The following is a 12108-nucleotide window of genomic DNA, read 5'->3' as shown; positions in this document are numbered from 1 at the left end:
GCAGCGGTTGCCGATGGTCGGCTCAAGCAAGCTAAGATTGCCCTTGCGGCTTGAACCCCACCTTTTTCCCACTCCCCCCGTCGATCATCAGCAAGTCATCGCCTCATGAAACTGAAATCACAGAAATTCACGGGCTAACTTGACGATGCCCAGCAATCCATTGCGCAGTCGGATCTGCTGCGAACATGTAGCTTTTAGCGACCACCTCTTGACTCTCGACTGAATGTCGCCCATAGCTACAAAATGAGGCAGATCAGTTATACGAAGATCGCCATTCGGGTCTTGCGCCGGATGCCAGTGAACAAGGCTAAACTGATCCGGTCCAAGATCGAAGCCTATGCACAAGACCCGGCCTCGCAGGCGAACAATGTGAAGTCCTTGAAGGGGCGAGATGGGATCCGACTGCGCGTGGGCGATTGGCGGGTAATCATGGATGAACAAGACAATGTCCTGGCCATTCTGGATATAGGCCCCCGCGGCGGCATTTATGATTGAAAGGGTATGACATGAACGAGATGGTGACGATCCCCCGCGAAGAATATGATCGCCTTCAGGCGGCAGCCGAAGATCTGGCCGACCTTCAAACCTATGATCGCGCCAAAGCGGCGCTGGCAGCGGGCGAGGACGAACTGATCCCGGAAGGCTTTGCAAACCGCCTGATGAATGGCGAAAGCCCACTGCGCGTCTATCGTGATCTGCGCGGCTTGACCCAGGCGGCGCTGGCGGAAAAGGCCGGTGTGAACCGCGTCTCCATTGCCGAGATAGAGACCGGTCGCAAGCAGGGGTCGATCGCGTCCCTGCGCGCTTTGGCAGATGCCCTTGGGGTCACACTGGACGATCTGGCAGACTGACTTCTGGCCTCTTGCGATTGTTGGGTCCGCTGCGCATCGTTTCCGAAAGCGGTGGCTCGTCCTACTCGTCTTCTTCAGGACTTTCTTCCGCAAAACATTTGCCCAAGGGTATACGGGCATCCAGCAACCCCGCGTCCTCCAGCGCCTCGATGTCGGGCAGGTCACGCAAGGTCTCCATGCCGAAGGCTGACAGGAAGTGTTTTGAGGTAACATAGGTATAGGGTGCCCCCGGGGTCGGGCTTCGCGGCCCAGATGCAATGAACCCCGCACTGCGCAACGAGGCGATGACATCACGGCTGACCTCCCTGCCAAAAATCTTCGACAGCTCGCTCCTCGTTATGGGCTGGGAATACGCAATCGCCATAAGCACCATCGCCTCGAACTCGGACAGAGCCGCAGCCCCGCCCCGCGTCGGCGTCTGAGATGCCCGGATCGCATCCGCGTAAGCCGTACGGCTTCGGTGCTGCCAACCACCCGCGACAGATACCAATTCATAGGGCCGGGAACGAAGTTCCTCGTGCAGATCGTCGATCAGCAGATCAATACTGCAATCCTTGCCGACAACGCGCGCCAGGGTCTCACGCGTCACTGGCTCGGCCGAGGCAAAGATCACCGCCTCAACCCGCATCATCCATTCCCGCCAGCGCAGATCTGCCGGCAGATCCCCGAGCTCCCGATCAAACAGCCATTCGGCTGTCCGTTTTGTTTGTTCTTTACTGCGGGACGACTTTGCGGGTTTGGCTTCGGACATTGTCATAGGCCGTAAATCCGGAAGGACGATCGGCTGGACAGCTCTCTCACAGCGCCAAAACTCTGAAGCCGTTCGAACATACGCGTGCTCGCCCAACGGGACAGACCACTGCCGGGTGCGGATGCTGCAATCGCATCCTCATCGAGCAATGTCTGTATCACTGGCTCCGCACCCTTGGTTCGCAGTTTTGGCGCTACGGCCAATAGCTGGTCAGCTCGGCGGGCAATTTCCGTTGCTGACCGTAAGGCTGCCTCTGTGCCGTCGACCAACGCCAAACACATCGCCGTGGCGAATGCCACTTCGCCGGGGCGGACGCGCCCCCTGCCCCCGATCGTGCGGAAAGCTGGGCCATACCGTTCGGCCATCAGAAGCGGGACGGGCCTCGACCAGTTGAGTTTATTGGCCAGGACGAGATCAGCGAGAGCGAACGCCAAGACCTCTGCGTCGGGACGAACGGCACAAATCGCACCTATCAGGTCCGCCACTGCGAAAGGCGCCGCTCGACCGGACTGAAGGGCAGCATCCGTCAGATCGGGAACACTGGCAAGAGCGTCATCCCATCTAAGGGCAAAAAGGCCTGCTAGTTCCTCAACGAACGCCGTCCTCACTCCGCCGGTCCGGCCAGACACCTTCTGCATGGCCAAAAACAGGTTTCCGGCAGGTCCGGGATCATCCCCCGGAGCGGTCAACAACGTGGCGTCACGCAAAGCGTGTTCGTCCACGTTGCGGCCCATCAGCCGTACGGCGGCGGCGGCGCATTTGAGCGCCTGCCGCGAGCGCCAGCAGCCGGCCCAGACGGGATCCAGCCGAACCAGATCGTCAAGCGATTTCAGGGCGATGCCGGCAGCAAACGCGGCGTCCGTCTCGGTCACATCACGACCCCGCGACAACGCCCAGCTCGGGAGGCGGAGCGACCAGAAACGGTCTGATGATATGGCTGGCGGCAGCGAATCCATATCCGTGACGCTACACCATACGTGCGGTTTAGGCTATCATTTTCAACATTATCCGCACGGCATGTCGTGATCCTTTTATGAATGATAAGATTGTATTATCGTTCATTATGCTCTTTATAGAGGGAATGGCCCATGTCGCTCGTTTTTCACCGGCGGACAGCCCCTTTTGAGCGTCAGATTGACGAGAATTCGCGTTCATTGAGCGGACCGGGTTTGCGGCCAATTCCCGGACTGCTGGCCGAGGATGGCCTCTGTCGTCGAGCAGAAGGCTGAAATCAACGTAAATCATCTCCCGGACGAAATCTGGCGCACCATTGTGAGACTGGATGAGTCGGAATTCGTGAGACTCCCGGTTAAAGTGCGCAGTCTCACTAAATCTGAATCTCCTCTCCGTTGCTCGACTGGGACAACAATGTTGGTCCGTGCGCTGCCGCCAAGTTCCCGGCAAGCGCAGCATCGATCAGGAGTGCCCGGACACCCTCGCGTTTTCGCCGGGATAGTTTTTCCGCGGCGATCCAACGCGGATCAGCTATGATTTGCATTGCCAGGCGCTCATACTCGGCCGGGGAGCGCTTCAGCGCCTGAACATGCGGCCGTCGGCCTGGCCTTGGGAGGCGGCACTGCCGCGGCGCGGCGCGCCGGACCAGTTGAACGGCCAAAGGTGGCATTTCCCCGTCCCCGGCCAAATCAGTGCCGAAACAGTCGTTGAGAGCAAGCAGCGTCACCAGACGCCAGCGCACTGGCAACTGACCGAGCGGAGCTGCGGCGCCAACTGCATGCCGGACATCGTAGGGACAGCGCCAGCCCGCTTCTTTTAGCCACAGCGCCAATACGGGCCGCGCGGCGGCCGGATGATCGAGCGGCGCCCAGAGGATCGCAAGCGCCTCCTCAAACCTTTGCTGTTCAGGATATCCACGATCCACACTCGCCGTGATCCGCTGCTGGATGGCGAGCGTGCTGAGCATCAGGTTTTGGTCGTGCAGTCGGTCGCGCACCCCTCCCCTGTCGGCCAAAATCGAGCCGCAAGAGCCGCAGACTGGCTGCGCGCGCCCCTCAAGGAGGCGAAAAGCAACAAAAAGATGCCGATGGCACGACTGGCAGCGATCAAGCAGCAGCTCGCCATCAACAGAGCAGATGCAGCGTTCGGCGAGCACCCAGCCGGATCGCAAATAGCCGTCGCGCCCTGCGGATTGATCGGCAGCGAAACAGCGCAGACAAACCGGGGTCGACCCGGTTAGCGTCGACGGTATCCATTCCGGTCCAGTGTTCATGTACCAAGCTCGAGTGCGTCGCGGGTAAAGCCAGTTCAATGACAAACGATACAGCCGATTGGGATCGACACCGCAGAATTGTGCCCAAACCTTCGTCTGGCCAGCCGCTGGAACCCTGTCATCAATAGGCAATGGTGACGGCCTATACACTTTGATCAGCTCATAAAGCCGGGTTCGCTTGAGGCCGAGCTCATGACAAGCTCGAAGGAAATCGGACCGGCTTGGGCTATCGATCGAAACCAGCGTTCGGATCACAACTTCCCTTGCGACCGCCTCACTCCAGGAGGCATCATCAATGGTATCTTTGTCAGGTCCGTGAACCACAGCGGCCTCGCCGTAAAGTTCGTCCGCTCGAATATTACAAAAAATCCGCTGATTCGGCTAGAATCCGGAAATGAACCAAAAACCTGATTCGTGCGAGATCAATGAGTTGCCGTCCGTTGATAAAACGCGAACGACAGCCCATATCGTCGAGCAAAACACCAAAAATGACGCCCAGGAGTGCTCAGCGCCGTCTGACAGCACGGCGGTTTCCGGTGAAGTTCCGGCGGCACAGGCGCCGGCCGGGCTCCCCTCCCCTCTTGCAGAGATCAATGCCGGCGTGCCGGCTCATCTCCGCGACCTGACCGATCGCGCCCGCACCTATGTCGAGGCGGCGTCTTCCGCAAACACGCGCCGCGCCTATGCCAGCGACTGGAAGCATTTTGCGGCTTGGTGCCGCCGCCAGAATCTGGCCCCCCTCCCCCCGGATCCAGAAGTCGTCGGTCTCTACATCACAGCTTGTGCCTCAGGCAGTGCCTTGGGCAACCGGAGCGGCAAGCCCAACAGCGTCTCGACCATCGAGCGGCGCCTGGCTGCGATCGGCTGGAACTGTACCCAACGCGGCATGATGCTCGATCGCAAGGATCGCGCCATTGCGACGGTGATGGCCGGTATTCGCAACACCCACGCAGCCCCACCCAGGCAGAAAGAAGCGTTGCTACCGGAAGATCTGATTGCCATGCTAGAAACGCTTGATCGTGGTTCATTGCGTGGCTTGCGCGACCGGGCGATGCTGTTGATCGGCTTTGCAGGTGGCTTACGCCGTTCAGAAATCACCGGACTCGATCTCGGCCGCGACCACACAGACGATGGCCGCGGTTGGACTGAGATGCTTGAGAAAGGATTGTTGATCACCCTGCGGGGCAAGACCGGTTGGCGCGAGGTTGAGGTCGGCCGCGGCTCGTCTGACGCCACCTGCCCGGTCGTCGCTATCGAGACCTGGATCAAATTCGCCAAACTGGCCAAGGGGCCACTTTTTCGCCGGGTAACGGGCAAAGGCAAGGATGTCGGGCCGGATCGCCTCAACGATCAGGAAGTTGCGCGGCTGGTCAAGAAGACTGCCCTGGCCGCCGGTGTGCGCGGTGATCTATCGGAAACTGAACGCGGACATAAATTCGCCGGACACTCGTTGCGCGCCGGTCTAGCGTCGTCAGCCGAAGTCGATGAGCGCTACGTCCAGAAACAACTCGGCCATGCAAGTGCGGAAATGACCCGCAAATACCAAAGACGGCGTGATCGGTTCCGAGTCAACCTGACAAAAGCTGCGGGACTGTAGAGACCACGCGCGCCCTACCCTGCCCTGGTCACGACGGAAGGGTCCCAAAAAGGCTTCAGAAATCCCACGGAGATGTAAGATCAAGCCCTGTCGTCTCGAAATCGGTCAGATTACGAGTTGCCAGGCGACCGCCATTGACGCGGGCAATAGCTGCGATCATCCCGTCAGGTGCCGACATTCCTCGTCCCTGACGTGCAGCACTTCCCATGAGTTCCCCGTAGGCAAGGGCTGCTTCCTCGGTCAAACCAAAAATCCGATCCGCAAAACGACGTCGCCAATCGTCAAGCCCCCGCTCCAGTCCATCGGCTCTCTGGTCCGGCTTTATCTTCTGGATGCCATAGGCGATCTCGGCAATCGTCACCGTCGACAACGCGAGTTCTGCATCGTGTCGGACCAGCCAGGCGATAACCGCCTCGTTGGGTGCCTTCCTCAGGGTTTCGGAAACGACATTGGTGTCGAGAAATATCAAAGCTCGACAGCCTGATGCGGTTGCCTGTTCTCGCGGACAACTGACTCCAGATTGATGTCTGTGCCAGATTGCGTCGTAAGGCGCGAGTAGAAGAGAGAAGCGGGTTCACGACCTGCTTCTCGAACCTCATAGGATTCGAGCGCACGCTCGACCACATCGGCAATCGAGCGGTTTTCGCGCCGGGCAAGCCGGTGGGCCAGATCTCGCGCCTTCGAGCTTCGAACAGAAAGTTGTGGTTCAGCCATATCGAGCTCCTTTTGACACCGAATATAGGGTAAAAATCAACTGCCATCAAGATGGCTGCCGATGGCGTGTCGTCAACTTCTCGCATCCAATCCAACGTTGCAACTCGCTTCGTTGTGATTCAGCAGCAATGTTTTTCCGAAACCACAAGGCTTCTCGGTTCTGAAGGGTCGGTAGCCACGACGCAAATCAAACCGACCTTGAGCAGTTGATAGGCGAAGCGATGCTCGCATTGCACCTTTCGACAAATATGCCGATGCGCCATGCCGTGATCACGTTTGACCGCCGCTTCATGCCGTTTGGCGCTCCTCACCAGAATTCACTCGCATCAGCGACATCAGCATCGGCCCAAGCCCGAACTCCCCAAGACGCGCCCTGCGTGTCAGATCACGAAGATAACCGCCAGCCGAGTTGATATGCCCGGCTCGCTCAAGGATGCAGGCCATGGCAGTGGCCGCATTTTCAGGCCCCATGGCTTCGCACGCCTCCTGGTAGGCTGAGGGGCTGACGCCCAGCATCGAACGAACCACCACGGCCGCGGTCATCAACTCGCGCCAATGCGAAATCGCCCCATTCGGCCCGTAGTCAGTGATCTGCGGGCAAGCCCGAAGCACCATGGCCAGCGGGAACACCTTCATTTGTTCCGCTACCGGTACCGGTTTCGCGCTGTTCTGCGCATGCTGTTCCTGCAGCGCTCTCTCTTCGTGCTCTTTTCGAGAGCTAGGTTCAGATTCATTGATGGATTCTGGTTTTGAATTCTGTATGTGGCATCCATTCTGGCTAGCATTGCCATCCATATTTTCAGATTTTACCTGACTTTCCAGGATGTTGATCACTTCAGAGAGCAAAAGCTGCATTTCATCGAGGATGGCCTCAACCTGAGTGCGGTCCGGATTGCGTGGCAAGCGGTCGATGAGCCCGACATACATGGCCTCAATGACGTCCCAGTCGCCCTCTGCGCCCTCCTCTATGGCTGCGGTGATGAGCTTGCGGACGTCTCGCCGGCAGATCGTCAATGCCTCTTTGGTTCTCCGGAGACGCAAACGCTCCGCGGCAATTTCCTGGGCGAGCGCTGCAAGCTCAGCAGCCCTTGCCAGGAGCGGCGTCAGATCGAAACCGAACGCCTGTTCGATCTCCCCCTCGCGATCGCGGTGGGCGTAGCGTTTTCCGTTGGGACTGTCGCGGCGCTGTATCAACCCCGCTTCAACCAGTGCTGCCAGATGTCGGCGTAGTGTTGTTCCGGTGATGCCGTGAGCTCTGATCGAGAGCTGAGCATTCGAGGGAAACACCACGAGCCCATGCTCGGAATTGAGTTCCGGTTCCGGGTAGAATGTCAGCAGCGCGTCGAGGACCGCGAGCGCTCTGTCTTGAAGTCCCAGATGTTCCCGGGCCTCGCAGGCATCACGGAACACTTTCCATTTCTCGACCGGCTTGCCAGGTTTGAATTCAGCCGTCTGAAGCTGCCTTTTGAAAAGGGCAAGCGCCATCGGCCGCCGCCCAAAGGGCGTCGTCACGTTCGTTATCTGCATTTTCTCTCACCTTTCTAAAGGCAATAGAAAAACTCTCGCCAAAACGGCGCCAAAGACTCTTGACTAGGTTTCGTGGAAGTGCGATTCTCGATCTTGCTACAGATGACGAGGAAGGCTTCCACGGTTTGCCGTTTGGGGGCCTTTTTCTTTTGCGGTTTAGTCTCCATTATGTTGAGGTTTGGACCGCCGGTATTCATCATACAAGCGATCAAGATGATCTGACAGCCAGTTGCCAAAAGGTCTCGCTTCGGAGTTAGTAAACTCCATTGCGACCTTCTTCGACCGCGAGTTCATTACAAAGTTCACGGAGCTATCGGGAGAAGTCCAGGACTTTGAGCTCTGGGTCTTCTTCGGAGTCTTCGCTGCGGACTTCACTTTGTAGCGGCGAAGATAATCACTAAGCGCATCAAAACGATTATCTTCGGCCATTTGAACGAAGTTCGCGCTTGAAATGTATTCCTGCGCAGCACTCAAATGGGACGGGTTCAGTATCATCTGCCTCAAGTTCAGCCATTTATCGCGGCCAATCTTCTTTGAAGCACCCAACATCGTCAGCATCTCGGCAGGGACGGTTTCGATGACACTGAGCATTTTTGACAACATCGCGTCATCAATCCCGATAGAGGACTTTACGACATCCTTGGTCATTCCGCGCGAAAGCAAATTTTGAGCGAAAAATGCTCGCTCGATAAAGGACAAGTTAGATCGTGCAGAGTTCTCCTGTCCTTGTGCGACCGCGGACGCGATATCATCGAGCCTTTTCACGACCGCCTTTACCGTGATCCCAAGATCTTTGGCCACCCGTGCACGACGGTGCCCGAAGACGACCATATAGCGTTGACCATCATTCGGGTTCGGGCGCACCAATATTGGGGTGGACTGCCCGTGATCCCTAATTGCTTTCTTCAACTCCTCAAATTCGTCGTCCTCAGTTGAGAGGCGATCCGATACGGATGAATCATCAAGCAGCGTAGGATCGAGATCGATAATTATCTCCCCATCCATAAGCTTCTTAGTATTCTCTGCCATTTCCTCGATTGAACGCACAACAGTCTTCGCAGCACCCGTCATACCGTATCCTGGTTTCGTAGACTGCGCTCCGGACAGAGCGGCAATATCGATCGCATCGAAGGGGTTCTTACGAGACATTCATAACCTCCCGTTTTGCTGTCAAATCCACTAAACATAAGCTTTCATTGAGAAAAAGAGCAAAAAAACCGGCTGACAAATAGAACATCATCTGCGCCCCCATGAGCTGTGGATGATATCTGCAATCTCCCCATTTGATGCATTCAAACTCTCCATCGCTCGGTCATATGTCGCGCGAACGAAATCAGTTCTGTCAACTTCGTATAAAGTCTGTTTCCTGATAGAAGCATCCGAAATCGCAGTCGATTTCAGAACGTGGCAATTCAGCATGTTCTGAGCGAACATGGACTGCATAAAGCCCACCATCTGAGCCTGCGGTATGTCTGTCGGCTCAAAGCGCGTTATCAAGTAGCGAAACCACTTCACCCGAATCTCTGCACCGACTTCGGCAATTGATGTCAGGATCCCACCGAGCATAGTCAAGAACTGGCTCATTGACATGATATCGAGCATCTGAGGATGGATGGTAATCAAAATACCCGTGGAAGCCATCAAAGCAGTGATGGTCAGATAGCCGAGTTGGGGAGGGCAGTCGATAATCACTACGTCATAATCGGAATCCACCTCCTTTAAGGCATTTACAATACGCATGTGAAAGAGGCGGCCCTGCTCCCCCTTTTTTCCTGAGATGGCCAAAGGCACATCGTATTCATATTCCTGCAAAACAAGGTTCGCCGGGACAATGTTCAGGTTCGGCACGTTCGTCTTCTGGATAATTTCAGCAATCGGTTTCCGCTCGTCATCAAACCGCAGCGCCTCGTACAATGAAGCGGTCTCATCAAGCTCCGGCTGAATGCCGAACATTGACGTGAGCGATGCTTGTGGGTCGAGGTCTATCGCAAGAACCCTATGGCCTGTCAGAGCAAGATATTGGGCGAGGTGTGCCGCCGTCGTAGTTTTCCCGCTGCCACCCTTAAAATTGACAACGGATATGACTTGGAGAGGCTCGCCCTCTTTCCGTCGCGGAACATAGAATCTCTTATCGGATTTCTTATTGGATTCAAGATAATCGCGAAGTTCGAGCATTTGGCTAGCAGTGTAAAACCGGCGCCCACCTATCGTTTCGACCTCTGGGCCTTTGCCTTCAATATGAAGTTGCCTCAGGTGGCTTTGTGTAACGCCAATTAGATCGGCTACTTCAGCAATCTGAAACTTTCGCAATCCCTTGCGTGCATCAGGTGGATACTGCTGCATTCTCAGCATATTCAGCGCATTCGAAATCTTGGTACCCTGTTCCGCGATTTCGAAATCGAAACGGTTTGCAGCATGATCATTCATTTCGTGAACTAGTTCCCATAAGAGGACATTTTCGCAAATTTGCCCTATGCGCTGAAATTTGCGCAACTATAGTTCTGATTCTGCGATAGCTGCAAGAAATTTAAGGTTAACAGAATCTTAACGCAATCGTTTCTATCCAGCTCTGGTTTATATTCCACCTGCATTTTCATACCGTTAGCTTCCCTACTGCGCCTCTCCATACGAAAGGCCCCCACAGCCAATGCCTGCTTAAATGCGTCCAAAACGCCGCTGACTCGATGATTTGCGTAACCGTGACGGAACCGCGGGAGAATCGCGAGGTACAAATTTGTACGTGGACAAGACCGCTGGGTCAGGCTTTTTTCCTCGCGAACCAATCAACGAGGAGACAGTGCTTCAAATGCTTCAATCGCATTCCCGCCTTGTCCGCAAACTGCAGGAAGCCTTGGGTGACCGCCTATGTGACGCACTTGACGATCCAGGTGTCGTGGAGATCATGCTCAATCCTGATGGAAAGGTCTTCATAGAAAGGCTGGGCCAAGGTATCGCTCAAGCTGGCGAGATGGCGCCAGGCGTTGCAGAAACCGTAGTCGGCTCAGTTGCCCATGCCCTCCAGTCCGAAGCCGATCATGGGCGCCCGATAATATCAGGCGAACTTCCAATTGGCGGGCACCGCTTCGAAGGCCTCTTGCCGCCTGTGGTGGCGTCACCAACCTTTACGATCCGCCGGCGAGCGTCTCAGCTCATTCCGCTCAACGACTATGTCGCTGACAACGTGATGACAGAAGCACAGGCCGCGGTGATCCGAAACGCGATCGCGAACCGCCTCAACATCGTGATTGCTGGCGGCACGGGCTCTGGCAAGACGACACTCGCCAATGCAGTGATTGCAGAAATCATTGCCTCAGCGCCGGACGATCGAATGGTCATCCTTGAAGATACCGCAGAAATCCGCTGCGCTGCAGAAAACGCGGTTTGCCTGCATACAAGTGACACCATCGACATGGCTCGGCTGCTCAAGAGCACAATGCGGCTTCGTCCTGACCGTATCATCGTTGGCGAAGTCCGCGATGGCGCCGCGCTGACACTGTTGAAGGCCTGGAACACAGGCCATCCCGGTGGCGTAACCACGGTCCACTCCAACACCGCCATGTCTGCTTTGCGCCGATTGGAGCAACTGACAGCCGAGGTCAGCCAACAGCCAATGCAGGCGGTAATCGGGGAGGCCGTCGATCTCGTCATCTCGATCGAACGCGCGGGGCGGGGAAGGCGAGTGAAGGATGTAATCAATGTCGAGGGCTTCAACGGCACTCGGTATCAGACAGAACATTATGCTCAAATATACGAGGACATTCATGCCGCATAATCGCACTTTGCACCTGGGCCTGCTCGCTGCTTCCTTCTGCGCCGTCGCCGTAGCGCCGGCACTCGCCAGCTCCGGGGGAAGTCTTCCGTGGGAAGGCCCGCTTGAACAGATCCAGGAATCCATCACGGGGCCGGTTGCGGGAGCGATTGCGTTGGCCGCCATGGCGATTGCCGGCGGGATGCTGATATTTGGCGGCGAACTCAACGATTTCGCGCGCCGACTTGTCTACATCGTGCTTGTCGCCGGTATCCTGCTGGGAGCCACGACGATCGTCGGGCTGTTCGGTGCGACCGGAGCTTCGATCGGCATTGCTGGGACGGGTGCACAAGGTGATTTTTCGCAGAGGTCGATAAGAGGGGAGGGGGCACATGAGTGAGCCGCAATCCACACTCCAACGCAATCGCATTCACCGCGCGCTCTCTCGGCCGAACCTGCTGATGGGAGCAGACCGCGAGCTCCTGCTTGTCACAGGGTTGGTGGCGATCATCCTGATCTTCGTCGTCCTGACCCTGTATTCGGCGCTGTTCGGCATTGCCATCTGGTTCGTGATCGTCGGTGCATTGCGCATGATGGCAAAGGCCGACCCCCTCATGCGTCAGGTCTACGTGCGGCATCTGCGCTACCGCCATCACTACCTGCCCACGTCGTCGCCGTGGCGACGTTTCTAGA

General features: G+C 56.6%; 14 protein-coding genes. 6 read left to right on the top strand and 8 right to left on the bottom strand.

The window, feature by feature from the left end; genetic code table 11:
* Positions 1-243 precede the first annotated feature (243 nt).
* Together O4H62_RS25400 and O4H62_RS25395 are read left to right on the top strand one after the other, a co-directional pair.
* Positions 244-495 (top strand): type II toxin-antitoxin system RelE family toxin, encoded by a 252-nt coding sequence (locus O4H62_RS25400; RefSeq protein ID WP_269391685.1) that lies wholly within the window; start codon positions 244-246, stop codon positions 493-495.
* Between the two features lie 11 nt (positions 496-506).
* Entirely contained in the window at positions 507-851 is a 345-nt protein-coding gene (locus O4H62_RS25395; protein ID WP_269391684.1) for a helix-turn-helix transcriptional regulator, read from the top strand.
* A 61-nt stretch (positions 852-912) separates the two neighbouring features.
* On the opposite strand, the gene scpB is transcribed toward O4H62_RS25395, so the two are convergent.
* The 3 genes from scpB to O4H62_RS25380 form a co-directional block, all read right to left on the bottom strand.
* Positions 913-1602: an SMC-Scp complex subunit ScpB gene (gene scpB / locus O4H62_RS25390; RefSeq protein WP_430538522.1), complete on the bottom strand. Its 690-nt coding sequence runs from the start codon at positions 1600-1602 to the stop codon at positions 913-915.
* A 2-nt stretch (positions 1603-1604) separates the two neighbouring features.
* Positions 1605-2558: a DUF1403 family protein gene (locus tag O4H62_RS25385; RefSeq protein ID WP_269391682.1), complete on the bottom strand. Its 954-nt coding sequence runs from the start codon at positions 2556-2558 to the stop codon at positions 1605-1607.
* Between the two features lie 371 nt (positions 2559-2929).
* A complete protein-coding gene (locus O4H62_RS25380) occupies positions 2930-3829 on the bottom strand; it encodes a hypothetical protein (RefSeq protein WP_269391681.1) in 900 nt (299 codons plus the stop codon).
* A gap of 394 nt (positions 3830-4223) precedes the next feature.
* Between O4H62_RS25380 and O4H62_RS25375 the strand changes: the two genes are divergently transcribed.
* The gene (locus O4H62_RS25375; protein WP_269391680.1) at positions 4224-5426 is read left to right on the top strand and encodes a site-specific integrase; all 1203 of its coding nucleotides are present in this window, start codon (positions 4224-4226) and stop codon (positions 5424-5426) included.
* Positions 5427-5481: 55 nt separating this feature from the next.
* Here O4H62_RS25375 and O4H62_RS25370 read toward each other — a convergent pair whose 3' ends face one another.
* The 5 genes from O4H62_RS25370 to repA form a co-directional block, all read right to left on the bottom strand.
* Entirely contained in the window at positions 5482-5895 is a 414-nt protein-coding gene (locus tag O4H62_RS25370) for a type II toxin-antitoxin system VapC family toxin (protein WP_269391679.1), read from the bottom strand.
* Complete coding sequence (locus O4H62_RS25365) at positions 5892-6140, bottom strand: plasmid stabilization protein (protein WP_269391678.1); 249 nt, start codon at positions 6138-6140, stop codon at positions 5892-5894. Before O4H62_RS25365 ends, O4H62_RS25370 begins: the two co-directional genes overlap by 4 nt.
* 288 nt (positions 6141-6428) lie before the next feature.
* Positions 6429-7667 (bottom strand): plasmid replication protein RepC, encoded by a 1239-nt coding sequence (repC, locus tag O4H62_RS25360; protein ID WP_269391677.1) that lies wholly within the window; start codon positions 7665-7667, stop codon positions 6429-6431.
* A gap of 156 nt (positions 7668-7823) precedes the next feature.
* Positions 7824-8816: a plasmid partitioning protein RepB gene (gene repB, locus O4H62_RS25355; protein ID WP_269391676.1), complete on the bottom strand. Its 993-nt coding sequence runs from the start codon at positions 8814-8816 to the stop codon at positions 7824-7826.
* Positions 8817-8903: 87 nt separating this feature from the next.
* Complete coding sequence (repA, locus tag O4H62_RS25350) at positions 8904-10094, bottom strand: plasmid partitioning protein RepA (RefSeq protein ID WP_269391675.1); 1191 nt, start codon at positions 10092-10094, stop codon at positions 8904-8906.
* Positions 10095-10473: 379 nt separating this feature from the next.
* Between repA and trbB the strand changes: the two genes are divergently transcribed.
* Genes trbB through O4H62_RS25335 form a run of 3 tightly spaced genes read left to right on the top strand, consistent with a single transcriptional unit; the run spans position 10474 to position 12107 of the window.
* Positions 10474-11439, top strand: coding sequence for a P-type conjugative transfer ATPase TrbB (gene trbB / locus O4H62_RS25345; protein WP_269391686.1), 966 nt, complete (start codon positions 10474-10476; stop codon positions 11437-11439).
* Complete coding sequence (locus O4H62_RS25340; RefSeq protein ID WP_269391674.1) at positions 11429-11815, top strand: TrbC/VirB2 family protein; 387 nt, start codon at positions 11429-11431, stop codon at positions 11813-11815. The genes trbB and O4H62_RS25340 overlap by 11 nt, the downstream gene beginning before the upstream one ends.
* Positions 11808-12107, top strand: coding sequence for a conjugal transfer protein TrbD (locus O4H62_RS25335; protein ID WP_269391673.1), 300 nt, complete (start codon positions 11808-11810; stop codon positions 12105-12107). The genes O4H62_RS25340 and O4H62_RS25335 overlap by 8 nt, the downstream gene beginning before the upstream one ends.
* Position 12108: the final 1 nt, after the last annotated feature.

The sequence above is a fragment of the Parahoeflea alexandrii genome, assembly GCF_027214025.1.
In the GTDB taxonomy this organism is placed as follows: Bacteria; Pseudomonadota; Alphaproteobacteria; order Rhizobiales; family Rhizobiaceae; genus Hoeflea; species Hoeflea alexandrii_A.
This window is presented reverse-complemented; position numbering and strand designations above follow the sequence as displayed.

Coding starts and splice junctions, on each gene's coding strand:
- O4H62_RS25400 (WP_269391685.1), top strand. CDS start 244: ATGAGGCAGATCAGTTATACGAAGATCGCCATTCGGGTCTTGCGCCGG.
- repB (WP_269391676.1), bottom strand. CDS start 8,816: ATGTCTCGTAAGAACCCCTTCGATGCGATCGATATTGCCGCTCTGTCC.
- O4H62_RS25395 (WP_269391684.1), top strand. CDS start 507: ATGAACGAGATGGTGACGATCCCCCGCGAAGAATATGATCGCCTTCAG.
- O4H62_RS25335 (WP_269391673.1), top strand. CDS start 11,808: ATGAGTGAGCCGCAATCCACACTCCAACGCAATCGCATTCACCGCGCG.
- O4H62_RS25385 (WP_269391682.1), bottom strand. CDS start 2,558: ATGGATTCGCTGCCGCCAGCCATATCATCAGACCGTTTCTGGTCGCTC.
- O4H62_RS25340 (WP_269391674.1), top strand. CDS start 11,429: ATGCCGCATAATCGCACTTTGCACCTGGGCCTGCTCGCTGCTTCCTTC.
- trbB (WP_269391686.1), top strand. CDS start 10,474: ATGCTTCAATCGCATTCCCGCCTTGTCCGCAAACTGCAGGAAGCCTTG.
- scpB (WP_430538522.1), bottom strand. CDS start 1,602: ATGTCCGAAGCCAAACCCGCAAAGTCGTCCCGCAGTAAAGAACAAACA.
- O4H62_RS25365 (WP_269391678.1), bottom strand. CDS start 6,140: ATGGCTGAACCACAACTTTCTGTTCGAAGCTCGAAGGCGCGAGATCTG.
- O4H62_RS25375 (WP_269391680.1), top strand. CDS start 4,224: ATGAACCAAAAACCTGATTCGTGCGAGATCAATGAGTTGCCGTCCGTT.
- repA (WP_269391675.1), bottom strand. CDS start 10,094: ATGAATGATCATGCTGCAAACCGTTTCGATTTCGAAATCGCGGAACAG.
- O4H62_RS25380 (WP_269391681.1), bottom strand. CDS start 3,829: ATGAACACTGGACCGGAATGGATACCGTCGACGCTAACCGGGTCGACC.
- repC (WP_269391677.1), bottom strand. CDS start 7,667: ATGCAGATAACGAACGTGACGACGCCCTTTGGGCGGCGGCCGATGGCG.